The 22,687-nt window shown below is 73.3% G+C and carries 18 protein-coding genes; 9 read left to right on the top strand and 9 right to left on the bottom strand.

Annotated elements, in window-relative coordinates; translation table 11 throughout:
* Nucleotides 1-20 precede the first annotated feature (20 nt).
* From IE252_RS02245 to IE252_RS02265, 5 genes are all read right to left on the bottom strand, one after another.
* Nucleotides 21-944: an NADP-dependent oxidoreductase gene (locus tag IE252_RS02245; protein WP_190087497.1), complete on the bottom strand. Its 924-nt coding sequence runs from the start codon at nucleotides 942-944 to the stop codon at nucleotides 21-23.
* A gap of 165 nt (nucleotides 945-1,109) precedes the next feature.
* On the bottom strand, nucleotides 1,110-2,213 hold the full coding sequence (locus tag IE252_RS02250; protein ID WP_190087498.1) for a glycoside hydrolase family 26 protein: 1,104 nt from the start codon (nucleotides 2,211-2,213) through the stop codon (nucleotides 1,110-1,112).
* The gene (locus tag IE252_RS02255) at nucleotides 2,210-3,958 is read right to left on the bottom strand and encodes a glycosyltransferase family 2 protein (RefSeq protein ID WP_190087499.1); all 1,749 of its coding nucleotides are present in this window, start codon (nucleotides 3,956-3,958) and stop codon (nucleotides 2,210-2,212) included. Before IE252_RS02255 ends, IE252_RS02250 begins: the two co-directional genes overlap by 4 nt.
* A 126-nt stretch (nucleotides 3,959-4,084) precedes the next feature.
* Nucleotides 4,085-6,067 carry a serine/threonine-protein kinase gene (locus tag IE252_RS02260; protein ID WP_229847861.1) on the bottom strand — a complete coding sequence of 661 codons (1,983 nt, stop codon included), beginning with the start codon at nucleotides 6,065-6,067 and terminating at the stop codon, nucleotides 4,085-4,087.
* A 70-nt stretch (nucleotides 6,068-6,137) separates the two neighbouring features.
* Nucleotides 6,138-6,437 carry a hypothetical protein gene (locus IE252_RS02265; RefSeq protein WP_190087501.1) on the bottom strand — a complete coding sequence of 100 codons (300 nt, stop codon included), beginning with the start codon at nucleotides 6,435-6,437 and terminating at the stop codon, nucleotides 6,138-6,140.
* Nucleotides 6,438-6,725: 288 nt separating this feature from the next.
* Here IE252_RS02265 and IE252_RS02270 point away from each other — a divergent pair, with 288 nt between their 5' ends.
* From IE252_RS02270 to IE252_RS02280, 3 genes are read left to right on the top strand one after another with little or no spacing between them, the layout of a single operon-like run.
* Nucleotides 6,726-8,654: a reprolysin-like metallopeptidase gene (locus tag IE252_RS02270; protein WP_190087502.1), complete on the top strand. Its 1,929-nt coding sequence runs from the start codon at nucleotides 6,726-6,728 to the stop codon at nucleotides 8,652-8,654.
* 12 nt (nucleotides 8,655-8,666) lie between these two features.
* Nucleotides 8,667-9,254: a superoxide dismutase family protein gene (locus IE252_RS02275; protein WP_190087503.1), complete on the top strand. Its 588-nt coding sequence runs from the start codon at nucleotides 8,667-8,669 to the stop codon at nucleotides 9,252-9,254.
* A 56-nt stretch (nucleotides 9,255-9,310) separates the two neighbouring features.
* The gene (locus tag IE252_RS02280) at nucleotides 9,311-9,589 is read left to right on the top strand and encodes a DUF6225 family protein (RefSeq protein ID WP_190087504.1); all 279 of its coding nucleotides are present in this window, start codon (nucleotides 9,311-9,313) and stop codon (nucleotides 9,587-9,589) included.
* Between the two features lie 7 nt (nucleotides 9,590-9,596).
* On the opposite strand, the gene IE252_RS02285 is transcribed toward IE252_RS02280, so the two are convergent.
* The gene (locus IE252_RS02285; RefSeq protein WP_190087505.1) at nucleotides 9,597-10,217 is read right to left on the bottom strand and encodes an L-threonylcarbamoyladenylate synthase; all 621 of its coding nucleotides are present in this window, start codon (nucleotides 10,215-10,217) and stop codon (nucleotides 9,597-9,599) included.
* A gap of 92 nt (nucleotides 10,218-10,309) precedes the next feature.
* Here IE252_RS02285 and IE252_RS02290 point away from each other — a divergent pair, with 92 nt between their 5' ends.
* Entirely contained in the window at nucleotides 10,310-10,960 is a 651-nt protein-coding gene (locus tag IE252_RS02290) for an HAD-IA family hydrolase (protein ID WP_190087832.1), read from the top strand.
* 17 nt (nucleotides 10,961-10,977) lie between these two features.
* Here IE252_RS02290 and IE252_RS02295 read toward each other — a convergent pair whose 3' ends face one another.
* The gene (locus tag IE252_RS02295) at nucleotides 10,978-11,877 is read right to left on the bottom strand and encodes an arginase family protein (RefSeq protein WP_190087506.1); all 900 of its coding nucleotides are present in this window, start codon (nucleotides 11,875-11,877) and stop codon (nucleotides 10,978-10,980) included.
* 160 nt (nucleotides 11,878-12,037) lie between these two features.
* Here IE252_RS02295 and IE252_RS02300 point away from each other — a divergent pair, with 160 nt between their 5' ends.
* Nucleotides 12,038-13,009 carry an aldo/keto reductase gene (locus IE252_RS02300; RefSeq protein WP_190087507.1) on the top strand — a complete coding sequence of 324 codons (972 nt, stop codon included), beginning with the start codon at nucleotides 12,038-12,040 and terminating at the stop codon, nucleotides 13,007-13,009.
* A 37-nt stretch (nucleotides 13,010-13,046) separates the two neighbouring features.
* Here IE252_RS02300 and thrC read toward each other — a convergent pair whose 3' ends face one another.
* Nucleotides 13,047-14,147, bottom strand: a complete 1,101-nt coding sequence (gene thrC / locus IE252_RS02305; protein ID WP_229847964.1) for a threonine synthase — start codon at nucleotides 14,145-14,147, stop codon at nucleotides 13,047-13,049.
* Nucleotides 14,148-14,230: 83 nt separating this feature from the next.
* Between thrC and IE252_RS02310 the strand changes: the two genes are divergently transcribed.
* The gene (locus IE252_RS02310) at nucleotides 14,231-15,067 is read left to right on the top strand and encodes a MurR/RpiR family transcriptional regulator (protein ID WP_190087509.1); all 837 of its coding nucleotides are present in this window, start codon (nucleotides 14,231-14,233) and stop codon (nucleotides 15,065-15,067) included.
* 396 nt (nucleotides 15,068-15,463) lie between these two features.
* Nucleotides 15,464-16,945, top strand: coding sequence for a flavin-containing monooxygenase (locus IE252_RS02315; protein WP_190087510.1), 1,482 nt, complete (start codon nucleotides 15,464-15,466; stop codon nucleotides 16,943-16,945).
* Nucleotides 16,946-16,972: 27 nt separating this feature from the next.
* Here the strand turns inward: IE252_RS02315 and IE252_RS02320 are convergent, their stop codons facing one another.
* Nucleotides 16,973-17,473, bottom strand: coding sequence for a histidine kinase (locus IE252_RS02320; protein WP_190087511.1), 501 nt, complete (start codon nucleotides 17,471-17,473; stop codon nucleotides 16,973-16,975).
* A gap of 366 nt (nucleotides 17,474-17,839) precedes the next feature.
* Here IE252_RS02320 and IE252_RS02325 point away from each other — a divergent pair, with 366 nt between their 5' ends.
* Together IE252_RS02325 and IE252_RS02330 are read left to right on the top strand one after the other, a co-directional pair.
* Nucleotides 17,840-18,445, top strand: a complete 606-nt coding sequence (locus tag IE252_RS02325; protein ID WP_190087512.1) for an RICIN domain-containing protein — start codon at nucleotides 17,840-17,842, stop codon at nucleotides 18,443-18,445.
* A gap of 249 nt (nucleotides 18,446-18,694) precedes the next feature.
* Nucleotides 18,695-22,477 (top strand): nSTAND1 domain-containing NTPase, encoded by a 3,783-nt coding sequence (locus IE252_RS02330; RefSeq protein WP_229847863.1) that lies wholly within the window; start codon nucleotides 18,695-18,697, stop codon nucleotides 22,475-22,477.
* Nucleotides 22,478-22,687 lie beyond the last annotated feature (210 nt).

Raw genomic sequence — 22,687 nt, forward strand, 5'->3', positions numbered from 1 at the left:
CCTCCCCGGTGGTCCGTCGGTCAGACCGTCAGGACAATCTTGCCCTGTACGTGTCCGGCGCCGACCAGCTCATGCGCCTTGCCGGCCTCCTCCAGCGGGAACGTCTCCTCCACGTACGGCCGGATCGCACCCGCGTCGACCAGCTCGGCGATGGCTTCCAGCGCCGCGTAGTCCGGCTCGACGGAGATGCCCGCGAAGCGCCGCCCGGCCGCCTCGACACGCGCGGCGAGCTCGGCGTCGCCGTGCTGAAGGATGGAGACGAGGGTGCCGCCGGGCCGCACCGACCCCACCAGAAGGTCCCCCTGCGCAGCGGAATCGAAGACGACGTCGGCGTCCTTGACAGCCTCCGCGAGGTCGGTGGCGCGGTTGTCTATGACCTCGTCGGCGCCGAGGTCGCGCAGGAACTCGTGCCGGGCCGCACTGGCGAGGGCGATCACGTGGGCGCCGCGCGCCTTGGCGATCTGCACCGCGAAGTGCCCGACCCCACCGGCCGCCCGGTGGATCACCACCCGGTCCCCCTCCTTGACACCCGCCGCCTGCACCAGCCCCTGCCAGGCGGTGAGCGCCGCGAGCGGAATGGCGGCGGCGTGCACGTGGTCGACGGAGGCGGGCTTACGGGCCACCTGACGGGACGGCACCAGCACGTACTCGGCGTACGCGTTGGCGGCGCGCGGGAAGAACGGCATCCCGTACACCTCGTCCCCCACCTTGAACCGGGCGCCCGGACCGGCCTCCTCCACCACACCGGAGATGTCCCACCCGACACCGAACGGCGGCTCCCCGAGCAGCGGATAGGCCCCGGACCGAACGGCTACGTCGACCGGGTTGATCGCACTGGCACGCACCCGCACGAGAAGCTCACCCCCCAGCGGCTTGGGCCGCTCGACCTCCACAACCTCAAGAACCTCGGGCCCACCGAAGGACTTCTGAATCACTGCACGCACGATAACTCTCCCTAAGTCCGCACAAGTCCCCGCCCGACTCGACGCCCGACGCGGTGTGTGCCCTGCTTGATGTCCCCAACATTAGGGAGATCGAACGAGCGCCAGAATGGCCTTCCGTCTCACTTACATGTCTCAGCGTCTTGGGGGTTGGGGGTTTGGGTGGGCTCAACGCAACCGCGCCGTCATGCCCGGCTCCCACCGCTGCTGATACCGCGCGGCCGAGGCGCCCGCTGTGAACGCGGCCGACGACGCCGGGGACGTGCCCACGCGCCAGTCGATTTCCTTTACCGCCTGGTACCAGATCACGCCGATGATGTCGCGGTGGCGGGGCAGGGAGTGGAACATGCCCGTGATCCACTCGGCCTTGCGGCCGGCCGCGTCCGTGGCGGCGACCTCGGTGATGACGAGGGGCTTGTGGGTGAAGCGGCGCAGTTCGGTGCGGGTGGGGGTGAAGAGGGCGTCGAAGGACTGGTAGTTCTCCTTGCCCACGGTGCCGTAGTAGCCGGACAGGCCCACCCAGTCCACGTAGGCGTCCCCGGGGTACAGGCTGCGCAGCGGTGTGGAGTTGGTGTAGCTGACGTTGGGGCTCCACACCCACACCGCGTTGTGCGCGCCCGCCGCGTCGAAGAGTTGGTGGATGTGGCGCCATGCACGGATGTACTCGCCAGGGCTGTTGCTGTTGGACTGCGCGCACCACGGGTACCAGTAGCCGTTCATCTCGTGGGCGAAGCGGATGGCCACCGGGTAGCCGAGCGAGGCGATGCCGCGCGCCCATGAGCGTACGTACGTGTCGAAGGCGCCGTCGGTGATCCGGGAGAGGCGGTACGTCGGCTGTTCGCCTCGCAGTTTCGGTTCCTTGGCTTCCTTGGCGTGGTCCCATGGTTCCCAGGCCACCATGGGGAGCATGCCCCGTTCGGCCACCCGGTCGATGGCCGCCGCGTCGAAGCGGTCGTGGGCCCAGTCGGCCGAGAACTCGAATACCTGCGGTCGGTGCCCGGTCTGGCGGGTGAAGTCGGCGGCCTCGGTGAAGTCGTGGGTGCCTTGGGAGGTGAAGACGCCCAGGAACGCCCTTCCCGGGGCGGGGAACGGTGTGGTGGGGTGAGGCGACCTGGATGCCGGCAGTCGCGTCGTCGGGGGTAGTACCGCGTCCGCGCGGGCTGCCGCCGCACGGCGGGGGCGGTCCGCGAGGTCCGGGGCCACCTGGAAGGTGTACCAGCACAGGACGACGGCGCAGAGCAGCGCGAGCACCCGGGGCGCGGTGAGCCTCACTGCTCGGCCCTCGCCGTACGCAGCCGCGTGGAGACGCCCTCGGCCAGCGCTAGCAGCGGCGGCGCCGACCCGGCCGCCAGGCACAGCAGCGTCCAGATCCGCATGCCCGTGTAGTCGTGGTGGTGCAGGAAGCTGACCACCAGCAGGCCCCCGGCCAGCAGCGTCCAGATCAGATGCAGCCGGAACGTGCGCGGCGACTCGGAGCTGCGCAGCTCCCCCTTGGCGGTGACGACGTACGCGAGCGGGCGCCGCAGCAGCGCGTTCACCGCGGCGGCGATGTACACCGGCCCGGCGAACAGCGTCAGCAGGAGGCCCGCCGTGCCGATCTCGCGCCGCTCGTGCTCGGCCAGGTTGAACCGGCGCAGCCACAGCCACAGCGCGAACGACCCGGCCATGCCCGCCGACCACAGCAGGAACCAGGGCAGCCCGGGCAGTTGGATCGACGACACGCCGAGCAGCATGTACAGCGCGGTGGCGAGCGTGCCGAGCGCCAGGTTCGCCGCGATGCTCGGGTAGTAGAACTGCACCAGGTCGTACAGCAGCCGCTGGCGGGGCGCGAGGCGGATGCCCTGCCGCAGCCGGGGGTTGAGCTTGATCTCCCAGATGCCGTACGCCCAACGCTTCTGCTGGTTGAAGTAGTCGGTCCAGGTCGTCGGCCCCTCGCCCACGGCCACCACGTCCGGCGTGTAGACGCCCTTCCAGCCGTTGCCGGTGGCGGGGTTGGGCGTCCCGTGCACCCGCATGCTCGTCAGATGGTCCTCGATGATCGAGTCCTGGTACCCGCCGATCTGTCGCCAGGCGGCCACCCGGTAGAGGTGGTTGGTGCCGATCAGCAGGGGCGCGCCGAGGCCGTTGCCGCCCCGCTCGACGATGCTGCTGAACAGGTACTGCTGTACGGAGGCGCCGTGCGCCACCCAGTTGTCGTACGCGTTGCCGTACACCTGCGGGGCGACCACGAACGCGGTGTCGGGGTCGTGGAAGTAGCCCAGGGTCCGCTCCAGGAAGCACGGCAGCGGCACATGGTCCGGGTCCATCTGCGCGACCACGTCGTACCGGCTCTCGTGCTCGGCGCGCCACGCGTTGTGGTTCCCGGACTTGGTGCGGGCGCGGAAGGGACCGGACGACTGGTTGTACTCGGGCCGGTCCTTGCGGCTGAAGTGGTGGACGCCGAGGCGCGCGGCCATCTGCCGTACGGCCGGGTCGTTGCCCTCGTCCAGGATCCACACGTCCACCGCGCAGTCCCAGCGCTCCACCTCCAGCATGGCCCGCAGCGTCCGCTGCACCACGGCGAGCGGCTCCTTGGACGGCACGATCGTCGTCAGCATGGCGACCCGCAGCTTGCCCGGCGGGGTCATGGGAATGGGGTCGCGCGCCCGGAAGGCGAACACCCAGATCGCCACCGCCTGCACGACTTTGATCGTCTCGACCGCGATGACCAGGCAGAACCCGACCCGGGCCAGACACAGTCCGCACCCGCCCAGGCCTGTCACCCCGGGGCCGGGCACGTGCTCGGGCAGGAGGAGCCAGCCGATGAAGACGACGTCGGCCAGGGCGGTCGCGGTGACCAGTGCCGTGAGCGAGATCCGGTCACCCGTGCGCAGCACGGAGAAGTACCCCACCTCCCGGCGCGGGTTGGCCAGCGGGCCGCAGCCCCGGGCCGCACGCCGATAGGCCGCGACGGCCGACGCGTTGCGGCGGTCGCGCTGTTCGGCGCGCCGGTCCAGCCGGGACGGATAACCGGACATGTCTCCCCCTGCCGACCGAACAACATCACTGTGGCGTGAAAGGCCCGCTACTTGCGGTGAGTAGGACAGCCGTCGTCGGCTGTCCGGTTCCCGCCCTTGCGCCGTGGTCGGGTGTTCGGATGCGCGTCAGAGGCGTACGGCGTACAGGGCGCTGTCGTCGCAGCCGAAGTACACCGTGTCCTGGGTGGCGGCCGGGGCGTGCACCGGCGCCGGGGCTAGGAAGCTCCAGAGCTCTTTGCCCGTCGCGGCGTTCAGCGCGTACAGCCTGCTGTCGTCGCTGCCCACGTACACCACGGAACCCGCCACGGCCGGGGTGTGCACGTCGCCGGCGGTCATGAACGTCCAGACGGTCTTCCCGGTGGCGGCCTCCAGCGCGTAAAGCGCCTTGCCGCCGCCCACGTACACCAGCCCCCGGGCGATCGCCGGGCTGGAGCCGACGGACGCGCCGTCGAACCGCCAGGCCTGCTTCCCGGTGCCCGCGTCCACCGCGTACAGGCCTCCGTCGGTGCTGCCGAAGTGGACCAGGCCGCTCGCCACGGCCGGGATGCCGGAAACGGCGCCTTTGGTGGTGAACGCCCACCGCTTCTCGCCGGTGGCCGCGTCCACCGCGTACAGATTGGTGTCGCTGCTGCCGACGTACACCGACTCGCCGGACACGGCGGGGGAGTGCGTGTCGTTTCCGGCCGTGAAGGCCCAACGCCGCTTGCCGGAGGCCGCGTCGACGGCGTACAGCCGGTGGTCGGCGCTGCCGACGTAGGCGACGCCGCCGGTCACCACCGGCGTGTGGACGATGCCCTGGGTCGTGAACCGCCAACGGACCGCGCCCGAGAGCGCGTCGAAGGCGTACAGGACGCGGTCGTCGCCACCCAGATAGACGCTGCCGCCCAGCACGGCGGGCGCGGAGCCGATGGCCGCGCCGGTCGTGTACGCCCACCGACGCCGCCCGTCGGCCGTGTTGAGCGCGTACAGCGTGCCGTCGTTGCTCGCCGCGTACACCAGGTCGCCCGCCACCCTGGGGTACGACAGGACCGTGCCGGTGGTCGCGAAGCGCCAGCGCTGCCCCCCTGCCCCGGGCGACCCGCCGCGCGTCAGCGCCCACCCGGCGGCCACCGCGCCACCGGCCGCGAGGGCGCCGACGGCGGTGTACAGCACCCGCCGACGGCCGACCGGCCGACCGAGGGCGTCCGGCGACGGGGTCGGGGGTACGGGGCCGGGCTGCGCGGTCGTCGACGTCGGCGCGTCCGGGAGGGCCGGTGCCGTGTCCTCGCCGTGCCACGGTTCCGGCAGCCAGCCCGGGGCGAGCAGTTCCTCCGGCGACCGTCCGCCGGTCAGGGCGTGCATCAGCGCGGGCAGCTCCGGTCGGTCGGTCGGCTTCTTCGCCAGGCACCAGGCGATCAGGTCCCGCAACCCCGTGGGCACCGCCTGGAGATCGGGCCGCTCGTTCACCACCCGGTACAGCAGCGCCGGTACCGACGCCTCCCCGAACGGGCTGGTGCCCGTCGCCGCGTAGGCCAGCACCGAACCGAGCGAGAACACGTCCGACGACGGCTCGATCCGGAAGCCCTGGATCTGCTCGGGCGACATATAGCCCGGGGAGCCGATCGTGGTGCCGGTCAGGGTCAGTCCGCTGTGCTCGCTCAGCCGGGAGATCCCGAAGTCGATGACGCGCGGCCCGTCCTGGGCGAGCAGCACGTTGGCGGGCTTGAGGTCCCGGTGGATCAGGGACGCGCCGTGGATCGCGGTGAGCGCCTCCACCAGCGCCGCCCCGAGCGCCCTGACGGACCGCTCGGGGAAGGGGCCGCTCTTCTGCACCGCCCGCTGGAGGGAGGGGCCCGGGATGTACGCCGTCGCCAGCCACGGCCGGGGCCCCTCGGGGTCGGCGTCGACCACCCCGGCCGTGAAGAAGCCGCTCACGGCCCGGGAGGCGATCACCTCCCGGGCGAACCGCTGCCGGAAGGCCGGGTCCTGGACGTACTCCGGCCGGATGACCTTGATCGCGACCTTGCGGCCGCTGGGGGAGTACCCGAGGTAGACCCGGCCCATGCCGCCGCTGCCCAGCTGGGCGACCAGCCGGTACGGCCCCACGGTGGCCGGGTCGTCAGGCCCCAACGGCTCCAAGGCGCCCCCCGGGTCGCATCCTGGACGTCACCACGTCGCTAGCCGGAAAGCGTAGCGCCGCTCAGGCCGCGCCGCTCACCCCCGGAGCGATGAACCGCCGGTGCAGCGGCAGCAGTTGGGTGTCCGGCTGGCCGACGATCCCGGCCTTCTCGACGGCGGGCGCGAGCCGTTCGCCGAAGAACCGCTCGAAGTCCTCCTGGGAGTCCCAGACGTCGGTGACGTGCAGTGCTCCGGAGTCGAACCACGCCACGTGCACACAGCCGCCGTCCGGCGCCTGCTCCTCCCAGCCCACGGCGTCACGCACCGCGTCGTACTGCTCGGGGGTGACCCCGTCCCAGGTCAGCGAAAGGACAACGGCCATCGACTGCTCCTCTCCCGGTCTTGCCCGCTCGTGCGTCGGGCGGGCCAATTCTCGCCGCGGGCGTCCCCTTTGAGACACCGCTCCCGAGGGCGTGCGGCAGCGTACGGGAGCACATTCGGGGACCGTCGCGCCCCCGGATCCGGCGCGGCCGGTGTCACCCGGACGGGTGCCTCTCCGGCGCGCGCACCGGCACGGGCGCCACCCGTCCAGCGGCTGTCGGCGCGCCGGGGCGTCCGCCGGGCGCGAGCCTGGGGCTGTCGCCCCTCGCCACCGTCCCAGGAGGACGCCGTGCCCCGTCCCCGACGTCTGTTCCACGGTGTGCTCGCAGTCGCCGTCCTCACCCCGGCCCTGCCCGCCGCGACGGCCGCCGCCGAAGGGCCCACGGCCCCGGCGCCCGGGGCGGCGGCGCGGACGACCAGCGTGGCGTGGGCCGAGGGAGCCTTCCGGGGCGTCTGCGGCACCCGTCAGGGCGGCGCGCCCGACCGTCGCGTCTTCCGGTTCTTCGACGACGCCCGGATGGAGGCGGTCGCCTCGCACGTCACCCGGGACCGCCAGGGCACCGTGCTGTGGACCGGGCACCTCGCGGGCCGCCCCGACCGGCCCGTCAGCCTCGCGATCGACGGGGCGTGCGGCAACGGCGTGCCCAGGGTGGCCGGAGAGGTCCACCTGGGCAGCAAGCGCTATGTGATCGACGCCGACCGGCCGGGCACCTCCACGGTGCGCGAGCTGTCCTTCGCCCGGACGACACCGCTGCACAACGACGTCGTACGGGTCGAGCCCCCGCAGGGCCCCCGCACACCCAGGCCCGTATGGAACGAGCGGCAAGCGCGGCCGCGAGCCGCGATCACGGCACCCGTCATCGACCTGCTCATCGGCTACACCCCGCACACCGTCCGGGAGACCAAGGGCGGGGTGGAGGCGCTCGACCTCAAGGTGAAGGCCGCCGTCGCCGGGACCAACGCCGCCTACTCCGACAGCACCGTCACCGCCCGGCTCAACCTGCTCGGCACCTTCACCACCAAGGAGTGGACGGGCGACGACGGCGACACCGACGGCATCACCAGCGCGCTGTCGGACACCAAGAGCGTGCGCTACTCCAGCGCGTTCGCCACCGACGCGCGCCGCCAGCGCGACGAGAAGGGCGCGGACCTGCTGCACGTGCTCACCCAGTTCACCCCCGAACCCGGCACCCTCTACACCGCCGGCACGGCCAACACCCCCTCGCTGCCCCGGATCATCCCCGGCGCCGCCCCCGCGGCGAGCAGCGACGGCGCGGCCTTCGGGGCCCAGCAGATCGACACCCTCGGCACCTACCACCTGGCTCACGAGATCGGGCACAACTTCGGCCTCAACCACGACTACCGCACCGATCCCATCGACCGCGACGCCGACGACTACCGGGACGGCAACCTCAACCTGTACTACCCCGACAACCACGGCTATCTGCCCGCCGACCGCACCTGGACGGACATCATGGGGTACACCATGGCGTGCGCCGACGAGGACAAGTGCGAGACGAAGCTGTGGTTCTCCAACCCCCACCAGAAGTACCTGGACGGGTCCCGGGAGGTGCCCCGGGGCGTGGCGCTGGGCCAGCCCAATCCGGCCGACTGCGTCCGCGTCATGAACCTCACCGGGCCCGTGCTCGCCAACTACCGCACACCGCCCGCCACTCCGGCCCCGACCGCCCGGTACGCGCTCACCGCCGCCCCGGACAGCCCTGAGCGCGGCAGCGTCACGCCCGCCGCGACCGGCCTCTTCGACAAGGGCGACCAGGTCACCCTGACCGCCGCGCCCAAGGCGGGCTACAAGATCGACTACTGGGCGGTGGACGGCAAGCTCCAGTCCACCCGGGCGAGCGAGCTCACCGTCACGATGGACGACAACCACTTCGTGACGGCGAAGTTCATCAAGACGACGGCGACCGCCACCCAGCTCCCGGCGACGATCACCAAGGTGTCCCCGGCCAGCGGCCCGAAGGCGGGCGGCTTCACCGTCACGCTCACCGGCACCGGCCTCGCCAGCACCACCAACGTCTACGTCGGTTCGCGCACCGCGACCGGATTCAGCGGCAGGCCCGCGAGCGCCGTGAAGGTGGTCGACGACTCGACCGTCACCTTCACCATGCCCACCTGGGCCAGCGCCGCGACCGTGCAGATCGCGACCGTGGCGAACGGCGTGCTGACCGCGTCCGCCGACTTCACCTACACCGGCTGATTGGACCCCCTCATGCACCTCCGGCACACGTTGGGCGCCGCCTCGGCGGCGGCCGCGCTCTCCCTCTCGTTCGCCGCCCAGCCCGCCGCGGCCGCCTGCGACGTGGCGGTACGGGTGGACGCCCGCTTCGCACCGCCCAAGGGCTCGGCGCCGTACAAGGCGGTGACGTATGCCCCGGCCGGGATGCCGGTGGGCGCCCGGGCGGCCGTCGTCGAGTCGCTTCCGCACGAGGGAGGCACCCGTTTCACACTGCGGCTGAGCGGTGCGCGTCCCGACCACACCTACGGCGTACACGTGCACCGGATGCCGTGCGGCGCGCACCCCGAGGACTCGGGCCCGCACTACCAGGACCGGCCCGACCCCCACCAGCCGTCCACCGACCCCGCGTACGCCAACCCCCGCAACGAGGTCTGGCTCGACCTGACCACCGACCACCGGGGCGACGGGCACTCCGCCACGCGGGTCGCCTGGCGGTTCCGGCCGGGCGAGGCGCGTTCGCTGGTCTTCCACGAGCAGGCCACGGCCACCGACCCCGGGCACGCGGGCACCGCGGGCGCGCGGCTGGCATGCGTCGGTGTGCCCTTCGAGCCCGCGGGTTGAGGCGGCCACCGGCGCGGTGACGCGGCCCGGCCCGTCGTCGCCGCTAGCCTCGGCCCATGACTGACACCTTTGAGCACAACCCCCGGGTGTGGACGGCGGCGCGCCTGCGCGAAGCCCTCCAGGGGCTGCCGGACGAGACCCCCATCCACGTCGGTGTCGCGGACGGGCCGGGCGACTTCGACGGGTACACCGAGTACGCGCTGGTCAACCTGGAGCCGGTCGAGAAGGACACCGCACCGGCCGGGCCCGCCGGGTCGCCCGCCGTGCACGCGGACGTGGAGTACACGCTCTTCGCGGACTTCAAGGCGGGCCAGTACCACTACGACCTGGACTGACCCCGCGCTACTCGAAGCGCGAGGTGTCGCCCGCCCCACGGCGGACGATCTCGGCCTCACCGCCGGAGAAGTCGATGACGGTGGTCGGCTCGGTGCCGCAGTCGCCCGAGTCGATCACGGCGTCCACCACATGGTCGAGGCGCTCCTTGATCTCCCACCCCTGCGTCAGCGGCTCGTCCTCGTCGGGCAGCAGCAGGGTGCTGGAGAGCAGCGGTTCGCCCAGGTCGGCCAGCAGGGCCTGGGTGACGGTGTGGTCGGGGATGCGCACCCCGACCGTCTTCTTCTTGGGGTGCAGCAGCTGGCGCGGCACCTCCCTGGTGGCGGGGAGGATGAAGGTGTAACTGCCCGGCGTCGCCGACTTGATGGCGCGGAACACGTCGTTGTCGATCTGCACGAACTGGCCGAGCTGCGCGAAGTTTTCGCACACCAGGGTGAAGTGGTGCCGGTCGTCGAGCTGCCGGATCGCCCGGATCCGGTCGATGCCGTCACGGTTGCCGAGCTGGCACCCCAGGGCGTAGCAGGAGTCCGTCGGGTACGCCACGAGCGCGCCGGAGCGGATGCTGTCGGTCACGCTGCTGATGGTGCGCCGCTGCGGATTGTCGGGGTGCACGTCGAAGTACTTCGCCATCCGCCGAGTCTACGGGCCGCGCGGCGCCGGTGCCCGGGGCGCCCGTTCACTCGTCGGGGTGGTGCGATGATCCCGGTGTGACCAGCACTCTTATGGATACCGCCGGTGCCACCGCGCGGGGCACGCACGTCCTGTTCGACGTCGACGGCACGTTGATCGACGCCGTCGACAACCAGCGCCGGGTGTGGCGGACCTGGGCGGAGCGTTACGGTCTTGACCCGGACGAGGTGTACCGGGTGGCGCTGCGGACCCGGCCCCTGGAGACCTTCGCGAGCGTGGCCCCGGACCGCGATCCGCGGGAGTGCCTGGCCGCGCTGCACGAGCTGGAGGACGAGGACGTCCGCTCCGGGGTGTACGGCGCCTTCGCGGGGGCGGCGGAGCTGCTGTCCGCCCTGCCGCCGGGTTCCTGGGGGCTGGTGACGTCGAACTACGAGCACCGGGTGCGCGGGCGGTTCGCCCGGACCGGGCTGCCGGTGCCGGAGGTCCTGGTGGACGCCGCCTCCGTGACGGAGGGCAAGCCGTCGCCGGTGCCCTATCTGCTGGCGGCCGAGCGGTTCGGCGCCCTGCCGCAGGACTGCCTGGTGGTCGAGGACGCGCCGTCCGGGGTGCTGGCCGGACGACGCGCGGGCATGACGGTGTGGGGAGTGAACGCGCCCGCCCCGGTGGACGGGGTGCACCGCCACTTCGCGAGCCTCGAGGAGGCGGCGCCGGAGATCCTGGCGTTCGTGACCGCGGCAGGGTGAAGCGGGCGCGCCGCTCCTCAGGACCGGGGAGCGAGCGCGTCCACCACCAGGTCCGCGAGCAGGCGCCCCGCCGTGCCGTCCGGGTCGAGATCGGGGTCGTAGATCGTGAGGTTGAAGCCCACACAGCGCTCCGACCGCACCAGGGCGCCCAGGAGCAGGGCGAGTTCGTCGGGCAGCAGTCCGCCGGGGTCGGGGCTGTCGACGGCGGGCATCACGGTCGGGTCCAGGACATCGGCGTCCAGATGGACCCAGAACCCGTCGAGCGCCGCCGTCTCCAGGGACTGGCGGACCGAGGCGCCGATCTCCGCCGGGCCCCACTGCCTGATCTCGCCGACCGTCGCCGTGGGGATCTTCAGCTCGGCGAACTCCGCCTGGTCCTCGTCGCCGTCCCGCATCCCCAGGATCCGGACGTCCTCGTCGCGTATGTACGGACGCAGCCCTTCCAGATCGGTCAGGTCGTTCTGGCCGCGCCCGGTGGCCAGGGCCAGCTCCTCGCCGCCGGCCGCGCCGATCCGGTCGGAGTTGCCCGGGTGGCGGAAGTCCGCGGAGCCGTCGATCACCACGATCCCGTACCGGCCGGCGCGGCGCAGCGCCAGCGAGGCGCCGAGCTGGATCGAGCAGTCACCGCCGAGCACGACGGGGAAGTCGCCGGCCCGGACGTGCTGTTCGACGCGGTCGGCGAGCTTGCGGGTGTACGAGGCGATGGCGGCCGCGTTGAAGACGCCGTCACCCTCCTGCCAGTCGCCGCGGTCGTAGCGCGGCGGCACCACCACCCCGCCCTCGTGCGCCCCGAGCCGCCGGACGATGCCGAACTCCCGCATCGCACCGGCGAGTTTGTAGCAGCCGGGGACCGTGCCCGGGGCGGGCGGGCGCAGGCCGAGGTTGGACGGGGCATCGATGACCACGAGACGTCGCATGCGCGACATCCTCGCCCGGGGCGGCCTCCTCCTCAACCGTGATTCGCGCGTGCGGACGGCGGGGCTTGACCTCGTGTGCGCTCCAACGTGCAGACTCCCGTCCCGACGGCGGCGCGGAAGGTCACCGGCGTCACACACATCACAGCGGGAGGGGACCGGAATGAAGCGGCGACACCTGGGCGGGGCGGACGGGTTCGAGGTCAGCGGGCTGTGCCTGGGGGCGATGGGGTTCGGGACCTGGGTGGACGAGCGGACCTCGTACGCCATCCTGGACCGCTTCCTGGAAGCGGGCGGGACCTTCGTGGACACCGCCGACTGCTATGCCTTCTGGATGGACGGCGCCACGGGTGCGGAGAGCGAACTCCTGCTGGGGCGCTGGCTCGCCGACCGTGGCGTACGCGACCGGATGGTGCTCGCCACCAAGGTCGGCGGGCTCGCCACCGGGCCGCTCGAGGAGTGGCCCGGCAACGCCGAGGGGCTCTCGGCCCCGGTGATCCGCAAGCAGGCCGAGGCGAGCCTGCGCCATCTCGGCACCGACCGCATCGACCTCTACTACGCGCACGTCGAGGACCGGACCGTTCCGGTGGAGGAGACCGTGGGCGCCTTCGGCGAGCTGGTGCGGGACGGGAAGGTGCGGGCGCTCGGCTGCAGCAACCTCGCCGCCTGGCGCATCGAGCAGTCGCGGGCCGCCGCCCGGGAGTTGGGCGTGGCCGCCTATGGCGCGGTGCAGCAGCGACACACGTATCTGCGCCCCCGGCCGGGCGCCGACGGCGGGGTCAACCCCTTCGCGGGCCCCGAACTGCTCGACTACGTCCGCGACCGCCGCGACGAGCTGACGCTGCTCGCCTACTCTCCGCAGCTCGGCGGCGCCTACACCAACCCGGCCAAACCGCTCCCGGCCGAGTACGACCACCCGGACTCGACCGCGCGGCTCGCCGTGCTGCGTACGGTGGCGGACGAACTGGGGGCGACCGTCAACCAGGTGGTCCTCGCCTGGCTGCTGCACAGCGACCCGGCCGCGCTGCCCGTGGTCGGCGCCAGCAGCGTCGCGCAGCTGGACGAGGCGCTGGGGGCGTTGGAGCTCGACCTCGACGCGGAGCTGATGGAGCGTCTGGACGCGGCCGGGGCCTGACGCCCCATCAGCCATCACGTCGGCGCGGGCCCGGGAGTCAGGACGTCAGGTGCAGGGCCTGGGCCACGTCCGCCGTGCGGGCCGAGGACGTGGTCGACTCGTAGCCGCCGCGCATCGAGGCGTCCGGGTCCTTGAGGCCGTTGCCGGTGACCGTGACCACCACGCGCTGCCCGGCGTCCAGGCGGCCCGCGCGGTGCTCGGCGAGCAGCCCCGCGATGCCGGCCGCCGACGCGGGCTCGACGAAGACGCCCTCGTGGCGGGCGACGAGGCGGTACGCGTCGAGGATCTGCTCGTCGGTGACGGCGTCGATCAGACCGCCGGAGCTGTCGCGCGCGTCGATCGCGCCCCGCCACGAGGCGGGGTTGCCGATGCGGATCGCGGTGGCCACCGTCTCCGGCTCGGCCACCACCTCGCCGTGCACCAGCGGCGCCGCGCCCGCTGCCTGGAAGCCCCACAGCCGGGGTCGGCCGGTGGCGAGACCGGCGGTGGCGTACGCGTCGTAGCCGCGCCAGGCGGCCGTGATGTTCCCGGCGTTGCCGACCGGGAGGCAGTGGATGTCCGGCGCGTCGCCCAGCGCGTCCACGACCTCGAAGGCGACGGTCTGCTGGCCCGCCAGGCGGTGGTCGTTGACCGAGTTCACCAGCGCGACCGGGTGGTGCTCGGCCAGCTCGCGGGCGATGCGCAGACAGTCGTCGAAGGAGCCGGTCACCTCGACGATCTCGGCGCCGTAGCGGACCGCCTGGGCGAGCTTGCCGAGCGCGATGTGGCCCCGGGGGACCAGGACGGCGGCGCCGATGCCCGCGCGGGCCGCGTACGCGGCGGCCGAGGCGCTGGTGTTGCCGGTGGAGGCGCACACCACCGTGCGCGCGCCCGCCTCGACGGCCTTGCTGACCGCGACCGTCATGCCCCGGTCCTTGAAGGAGCCGGTGGGGTTGGCGCCCTCCACCTTCAGCCATACGTCGCAGCCGGTGAGCGCCGAGAGGTGGGCGGCCGGGACGAGCGGCGTGTTGCCCTCGTGCAGCGAGACGACGGGGGTGGCGTCCGTGACGGGCAGCCAGGCGCGGTAGCCGTCGATCAGGCCGCGCCAGGGGCGGGTCCGTACGGAGGTCGTGGTGAGGGCGGCGGAGCGCTCGTCTATGGTCACGAGTGTTACTCTAACCCGAGATATTCAAGGTTTGCGAAACAATCGTTTCATCACCGGCGACGGCGGCGGGGAGTGGCATGGCGAACGAGGACGAGGTGGCGGCCCGGCTCGGGGCGGTCTATCCGGAGCTGCCGCGCGGGGAGCAGGCCATCGTGCGGGTGCTGCTCGACGACTATCCGTTCGCCGCCCTGGGCTCGCTGCGCTCCCTGGCGGACCGGGCGAAGGTCAGCCCGCCGACCGCCTCCCGGCTCTTCGCCCGGCTCGGCTGGTCCGGCTTCGCCGACTTCCAGGCCGCGGTCCGCGCCGAGGGCCGCGAGCACGACCGCTCCCGGCTGCGCGAATTCGTGGCCACCGCCCCCGACGGCCCGCGCCGGGCGGCCGAGCAGCTCACGGCCGGGCTCGACGCCACCATCGCCGCGGCCGGCGAACCCCTGCTCGCCCGGATCGCCGCGCTGCTCTCCCAGGCGCGCGGGGTGTGGGGGATGGGCGGCCCGCTGAGCGAACTCGCCGCCGACTATCTGGTCCGCCAGCTCGCCAGCCTGCGCCCGGGAGTGCGCCGGGTCCCGGACGGGGCGGCCGAGCGGGCCCGGGTGCTGCTCGACCTGGGCCCGGGCGATCTGGTCGTGGCGTACGACTTCCGCCGCTACAGCGACACCACCGCACGGTTCGTGCGCGCGGCCCGGGCGCGCGGGACCCGGCTGGTGCTGGTCACCGACGCCTGGGAGTCCCCGCTGGCCGCACAGGCCGAGGTGCTGCTGAGGCTGCCCCGCGGCGCTGCGGGCCCCATCGCCCCGCTCACCCATGAGATCGCGGTGACCGAGCTGATCCTGGTCGCGACCGTGCCGCTGCTCACCGAGTCGGCCGGGCGGCTGGAGAACCTCGACGCCCTCACGGCGGAGCTCGGCCAGGACTGACCGGCCCGGCGGTCGGGGGCGTGCGGGGGCGCTTCTCTCTCTGGTTACGCGCGCAGGGCGCCGGTCCTCGCGCTCTGCCGGGGCGCGCGGGCGGTGCGAGACGGTGGCACGGTCTCATCGCCGTACGGAAGGCCCGTCGATGCCACGAGGTGCGCAGCCGACCACCGTGACCCGCACGAGCGCGGAGGCCTCCCCGCCGCACTGCGTGACCCGTGGCCGGGGCTCGGGCGTGGTCGTCCGCAGCGTCGTGGCGTCACCGGCCGCCCGCCGCTCCCCCCTCGAATCCGGCTGCCGCAGCGTCTGCCCGGGAGGCAGTGCCCTCTTGTACGCCGCCGGGCCCGCCGGGTTCACGCGGTGATCCCCGCACAGGCCTCCCGTCCCGGAAGGGACGTGCGGGTGGTGGTCGTCGGAGCGGGGTTCTCCGGCATCGGCGCCGCCATCCGGCTGCGGCAGGCGGGGTTCCGCGACGTGGTCGTCCTGGAGAAGGCGCCCCAACTCGGCGGTACCTGGCGGGAGAACACCTATCCCGGCTGCGCCTGCGACGTGCCCTCCACGCTCTACAGCTACTCGTTCGCCCCGGACACCGCCTGGACGAGGGTGTTCGCCGGGCAGCCGGAGATCCACGCCTATCTGCGCACCACGGCCGAGCGGTTCGGGCTCGGCGAGGTGCTGCGCTGCGGGGTGCGGGTGCTGGGAGCCCGCTGGGACCCGGCGGCCGCGCGCTGGCGCCTGGAGACCAGCGACGGCTCCTACAGCGCGGCCGTGCTGGTCCTGGCCACCGGCCCGTGGCACGTGCCGCGCCCGCTGGAGGTGCCCGGCGTCCAGGACTTCGCCGGACCGGTGCTGCACACTGCCCGCTGGGACCACGGCGTCGACCTGACCGGCCGCCGCGTGGCCGTGGTCGGCAGCGGCGCCTCCGCCGTCCAGCTCGTGCCCGAGATCGTGTCCCGCGCGGCGGGGGTACGGCTCTTCCAGCGCACCGCACCCTGGGTGCTGCCCAAACCCGACCTGCCGGTACCGGCGGCGCTCAACTGGTGTCTGGATCGCGTGCCCGGCGCCCGCAGAGCCCTGCGCGCCGGGCAGTTCGGCCTCCAGGAGGGCCTGGGCTGCGCCTTCCGCCACCCCGAGCTGGCCCGGCTGGTCGAGACGGGCGCCCGCGCACACCTGCGCCTCGCGGTCCGCGACCCGGCCACCCGCCGGGCGCTCACCCCGGACTACCGACTGGGCTGCAAGCGCCTGCTGACCTCCAGCACCTACTACCAGGCCCTGTCCCAGCCGCACGTCCACCTCCACCCCACCGCCGTGGCGGCCGTGCGCGAGAAGGAGGTCGTCGGCGCCGACGGCACCGTGGCCGAGGCCGACGTCCTGGTCACGGCCACCGGCTTCCGGGTCGGCGAACCGCCGCTGGCCGAGCGCCTGTACGACGCCGACGGCCGTACGCTGCGAGCGGCCTGGGCCGGTGAACCGCAGGCGTATTTGGGCAGCAGCGTCAGCGGCTTCCCCAACCTCTTCCTGCTCCTGGGCCCCAATCTGCTCGGCGGTTCCACCTCCGCGATCAGCGTCCTCGAAGCCCAGCTGACCTTCCTCACCGCCGCCCTCACCCACCTCCGGCGCACCGGGCACACCGCCCTGGATGTCCGGCCCGCCGCACAGGCCTCGTACAACGCGACCGTGCAGAAGGCGTTGGCGAGCACCGTCTACAACACCGGCGGCTGTACGAGCTATTACCTCGCGCCCAGCGGGCGCAACACCTTCGCCTGGCCGTGGTCCACCGGGCGGCTGGTGCGACTGCTGAGCCGCTTCGACCCCGGCGCGTACACCTGGCAGGCACAGGGCGTCCGGGGGCCGGAACTGCCCGAGACGGCCGAGGCGTTCTGAGGAGAGGCGAGCCGCGGTGCGGCGGTGTCAGGACGTGTCGGTCCGCTCCGCCGCGCGTTCGGCGGCCTCGACCTGCGCGGCGAATTCCTTGGCGGTCAGGCGCTGCAATGCGCCGCCGTGGCGCCAAGCCAGCTCGTCGGCGGGCTCCGGCGACGCCTCGTGGAGGTCGAGGACGAGCAGGGCCGCGCCGTCCTCGACCCGGCTGCTCAGCATGATCAGGCCCGCGCCGTCCTCGATGAGCTGGCGGTTCTCGGCGGCGTTGGCGAGGGCCGCCCCGGCCGCGCTGCCGAACAGCACGCCGATCGGCCCGCCGAGCAGCCCCACGAGCCCGCCCACCACTCCGCCGCCCACCGTGGGCACCCCGGCGCCGCGCACATGGTTGTCGGGCACGTCGAGCAGGCCCTCCGCGGACCGCTCCAGGACCGCCGCCTGACGCAGCCCCGGCAGCGAGACGGCTTCCTCGTACGCCGCCCGGCACCGCGACGGATCGGTGAACGAGACCAGCAGCACATGATGAGTGTCCGCCATGGCAGGTGCTCTCCCTTGTCGTGCGATGCGCCGTCCTTGCCCTGCGGTCCGCCGCTCCCGCCCCTCCAGTGGAACGCCCGTTCCGGCGCGCCGCCAGGTGAGCACGCCCGTCGGGGCAAAAGGACCGGTCCGGCCGGGCGCGGATTCGGGTCATTTTCCCCGGGGCTCCTATGTGACCGAAAAGAAATCAAGAAATGCACTATTCGCCGCAAGGGAATCCGGTCACGCTGGCCTGCGGAATTCATGCGTTTCTGGCCAAAGGGACTTTATGGCTGTCGCGCCGGAGAACTCTCCCATACGCTGCGCGAGTTGCTGGAAGAGTTGACTCACTGTCGGCTCGGGTGATCCTCAATCGAGAGGAGAATCATGCGGATCTGGAGAAGGGCCGCCGTGGCCCTGGCGACGCTGGGCGCGCTGTTCCTGGCGGCGCCGACGGCCGGTGCTGTGTCTCCCGGCTCGGACCACGCGCCGGACCACTCGCGCATTGGCGTGGCGAAGGCGAAGGGCGCCGTCCGGGCGGCCCCGGACCCCAAGCTCGACCTCGCGGCGGCTGCGACGTTCGTCCACCTCGTGAACTACGGGTCGGGGCAGTGCCTGGCGGTCCCCGGCGGCAGCCTCGACCAGGGCACGGGCCTCATCCAATGGCCGTGCGGCACCTGGAACGACCACTACTGGAACCTTGAGCCGTGGAGCATCGGCGGGGTCCGCTACTACCGGGTCGTCAACTACAACAGCAACCAGTGCCTGGCCGTGCCCGGCGGCAGCCGGCAGAACGGCGTCCAGGTCATCCAGTGGCCGTGCGGCACCTGGTACGACCACTTCTGGAGGTTCGACGCCACCGGTGGCGGCACCTACCACGTCGTGAACTACAACAGCGGCCAGTGCCTGGCGGTGGAAGGCGGAAGCCGTAACGCCGGTGCGAAAGCTATCCAATGGCCGTGCGGAACCTGGGCCGACCACTACTGGCGGTGAGGAGTAAATCTGCGAGATAACGACGATGCCCTCCGGCGGCCGGGTGACGCGACCCGACCGCCGGTCGGTCGTCCCCTCCTGATTCCGTCTTCGCGGCGAACCTTTTCCCTTTCTGAATTTCCCCTTCCGTACGGATGTGAAGTCGACCCGTATCGCTGTGAAGCCGACCCGTACGGCTGTGAAGTCGGCGCCCGGCACTCCCCGCACTTTCGAGGCTTACGTCCCGTCGGTCACGGAAAGGTACGGCTCGTGCCGACGAACGACGAGATGGCCAGCGAGTTCGCAGCCGAGCTGCGGCGGCTGAGGAGCCTGCGCGGGATGTCCCTCACCGAGCTCGCCCGCTCGGTCCACTACAGCAAGGGCTACCTCAGCAAGATCGAGAACGGCGGGAAGCCCCCGACGCTCGACGTGGCCCGGCGCTGCGACGCCGTCCTTGACGCGGGCGGGGGTCTGACACGGCTCGTACCGAAGACCCCCGCCGGACCGCCCGCCGTCGTCGGCGTTCCCCAAGCCCGCTCCGGCGAGGCCGATCCGGAGGGGGCGCGCTGCCCGTACCGGGGACTGGCCGCCTACGGGCCGCAGGACGCCGAGTGGTTCTTCGGCCGGGACGGCGCCACGGCGGAGCTGGTGGGGCGGCTCGCCGAGCGCGTGGGCCACGGGCCGCTGGCCGTGGTCGCGCCCTCGGGCGCCGGGAAGTCCTCGCTGCTCCAGGCCGGGCTGCTGCCCGCGCTGCGGCGCGGCGCGCTCCCGGTCGCCGGGTCCGCCGCGTGGCCCGCCGTGGTGTGCACGCCGACCGCGCACCCGCTGAGGGAACTGGTGCGCTGCACCGCGGACCTGCTCGGCCGCGCGGGCGACCGCCTCACCCCCGAGGCGCTGGCCGAACGGCCGCGCGCCCTACTCGACGCGGCCCGCGACGCCCACGGCCACCCCGGACTCGTGCTCGTGGTCGACCAGTTCGAGGAGGTCTTCACCCTCTGCGCCGACGAGCACGAGCGCCGCGCCTTCGTCGCCGTCCTGCACGCGCTGGCGACGGGCACCGAGCCGCCGTCGGGAGCAGCGGCCGAGGCGGCGGTCATCTTGGGAGTGCGCGCCGACTTCTTCGGGCACTGCCTCGACCATCCCGAACTCGCCGAGGCGTTCACGCACGGCCTGTTCGCGCTCGCGCCGATGTCCGACGCCGAGCAGCGCGCCGCGATCGCCGGACCCGCCGAGCGGGCCGGGCTCGCCCTGGAGCCGGGCCTGGCCGAGCTGCTGCTGCGCGACCTGCGCTCCGGCCCGGCCGCTTCCCCGGGCTCGCTGCCGCTGCTGGGTCACGCCCTCCTCGCGACCTGGCAGCAGCGCACGGGCCGCACCCTCACGGTCGCGGGATACGAGACGACCGGCGGCATCCACGGAGCGGTGGCCCGCACCGCCGAGTCCGTGTTCACCCGCCTCGATCCGGCCGAGCGGCGGATGGCACGCCACCTGCTCGTACGGCTGGTGCAGGTCGGTGAAGGGTCCGCCGCCCAGACCCGCAGACCGCTCGAACGGGCCCTGATTCCCGGCCAGTCGGCCGATCCGCCCGCCGCCGCACGCGCCCTCGACGCGTTCCTGCGGGCCCGGCTGGTCACCGCGGGCGCCCAGACCGTGGAGATCACCCACGAAGCGCTGCTGCACGCCTGGCCCCGGCTGCACGGCTGGATCGAGAGCGACCGCGCCGCCCTCGTACAGCGCCAGCAGCTCGCCGACACCGCCGTCGAGTGGGCGCGCGCGGCGCACGACCCCGGGCTGCTGTACCGGGGCGCGCGGCTCGACGCGGTCCGCGACTGGGAGCGGCGGCCCGGCAGCGGGGACCGGCTGGGGGAGCGGGAGGCCGCGTTCGTGGCGGCCTGCCTCGCCGAGGAGGAGCGCGGCCGGCGGGCGGCGCGCCGCCACGTCCGGGTCCGCCGCACCCTGCTCGGCGCGCTCGCCGCGCTGCTCGCCGTCGCCGTCGCAGCGGGCACCGTGGCCTTCCGTCAGCGCTCCGACGCGTACCGGCAGCGCCGCATCGCCCAGTCGCAGGCCATGGCCGTACGGTCGGAGGCGCTCGCCGAAGGGCGGCCGGAGGCGTCCATGCTGCTCGCGGCCGCCGCCTATCGCTCGGCCGCCACCCCCGAGTCGCGCGGGGCCCTGCTGAGCACCCAGGCCCAGTACTTCGACGGGCGGCTGACGGGTCATCAAGGAGCGGTCAACGGCGTGGCGTTCAGCCCCGACGGGCGCCTGCTCGCCTCGGCCGGATCGGACGCCACGGTACGGATCTGGGACACCGTCCAGCACCGCGAGACGGCCACGCTCACCGGGTACGACGGCCCGGTCACGGCCGTCGCCTTCGCCCCCGACGGCCACCGCCTGGCGACCGGCGGCACGGACGGGTCGGTACGCCTGTGGGACATGCCCTCCCGTCGGATGACCGCGATCCTGACCGGCCACCGGGGAGCCGTACGGTCGGTCGCCTTCGCCCCCGACGGGCGCGGCCTCGTCTCGGGCGGCCTCGACCGCACGGTACGGCTGTGGGGCGTGCCGGACGGCGCCCCGCGCGGGGTGCTCACCGGCCACGGCGACGCGGTGATGGCGGTGGCCTACGCCCCCGACGGCCGGACCGTCGCCTCGGCGGGCGCCGACCGGACGGTACGGCTGTGGGACGCGGCCGACGGGCGCCCGGGCGCCGTGCTCACCGGTCACACCGACCAGGTGCTCGGTCTTGCCTTCGCCCCGGACGGCCGCAGCCTGGCGTCCGGCAGCGCCGACCGGACCGTACGCCTGTGGGACACCGCCGACGGAACGGCGCGAGCGGTCCTCACCGGCCACGGCGACGACGTCAACGCCGTGGTCTTCAGCCGCAGCGGCGACACCCTCGCCAGCGCGGGCGGCGAGGGCACGGTCCGGCTGTGGGACCCGGTGAAACGCCGTCTTGCGGCGGTGCTCTCGGGCCACACCGACTATGTGCTGTCCATCGCGGCGGGCCCCGACGGCCGCCTCGCGACCGGCGGGTTCGACCAGTCGGTGGTGTTGTGGAACCCGGGCGGTCCGGCGCTGGTCGCACGGCCGTTCGCCGAGGAGTGGCAGTCGGCGTTCTCGCCGGACGGCCGCCTCCTCGCCGCCGCGGCGGCGGACCACACGGTACGGCTGTGGGACGCGGCCCGCCGCCGCCCGCTCCCGCCGCTCACCGGGCACGACGGATCGGTGTTCGCCGTCGCCTTCTCGCCCGACGGTCGCCTGCTGGCCTCGGCGGGCGCCGACCGCACGGTCCGGCTCTGGGACGTGCCCCGGCGCACGCTCCTCACCACGCTGACCGGGCACGCCGGTTCGGTGTTCGCCGTGGCGTTCTCCCCGGACGGGCGCACGCTGGCGTCCGGGAGCGCCGACCGCACGGTACGGCTGTGGCGCGCGGCCGACGGCGCTCCGCTGGCGGTCCTGCGCGGCCACACGGACTTCGTCAACGCGGTCGCCTTCGCCCCGGACGGGCGCACCCTCGCCACCGGCAGCGACGATCTGACGGTCCGTCTGTGGGATCCGGCCGGGCACGCGGTGCGCACGGTCCTGCGCGGCCATACCGGCTCGGTGCGCGGTGTGGCGTTCTCACCCGACGGCCGCACCCTGGCCAGCGCCGGCAACGACGGCACGGTCCGCCTCTGGGACCCCCGGCGCGCCGCCACGCTCCGCTCGCTCACCGGCCACAGCGGTTCCGTACGCGCGGTGGCCTTCAGCCCGGACGGGGCGGTGCTCGCGAGCAGCGGCAGCGACCGGACCGTCCGGCTGTGGCAGCCCGCGTCGGGGCGCTTCGTCGCAGCCCTCAGCGGACACGCCGGAGCGGTGTGGGGCGTGGTGTTCGCCCCCGGACGGCCGGGGACGCTGGCGAGCAGCAGCAATGACGGGACGGTCCGGCTGTGGTCGACGGACCTGCGGGCGCGCGAGGCGGAGGTCTGCCGACTGCTCGGCGACACCGGTCCCCGCCGGTGGGCCGGACTGCTGCCGGGTCTGCCGTACGAGCGCGTCTGCGGGCCGACGGACTGACGGAGCGTCAGTTTCCTTGGATACCCGGGGCTGTTTCCCTGGGTGTTTCCCGTTTCACATCCGCGCGGGCGACACCCGCCTCCTCGACACCGGCCCCGGGCGGCGGCCAGGCTCGAACCCGTCCCGACACCGGCGGCGGAGGCACCCCCACCTCTCGCGAGAGGCGATCCCTGCGCCATGGGACGCGTAGGACAGGTAAGACGCGTACGA

Origin of the sequence: Streptomyces melanogenes (assembly GCF_014649795.1) — a bacterium.
Taxonomy (GTDB): Bacteria; Actinomycetota; Actinomycetes; order Streptomycetales; family Streptomycetaceae; genus Streptomyces; species Streptomyces noboritoensis.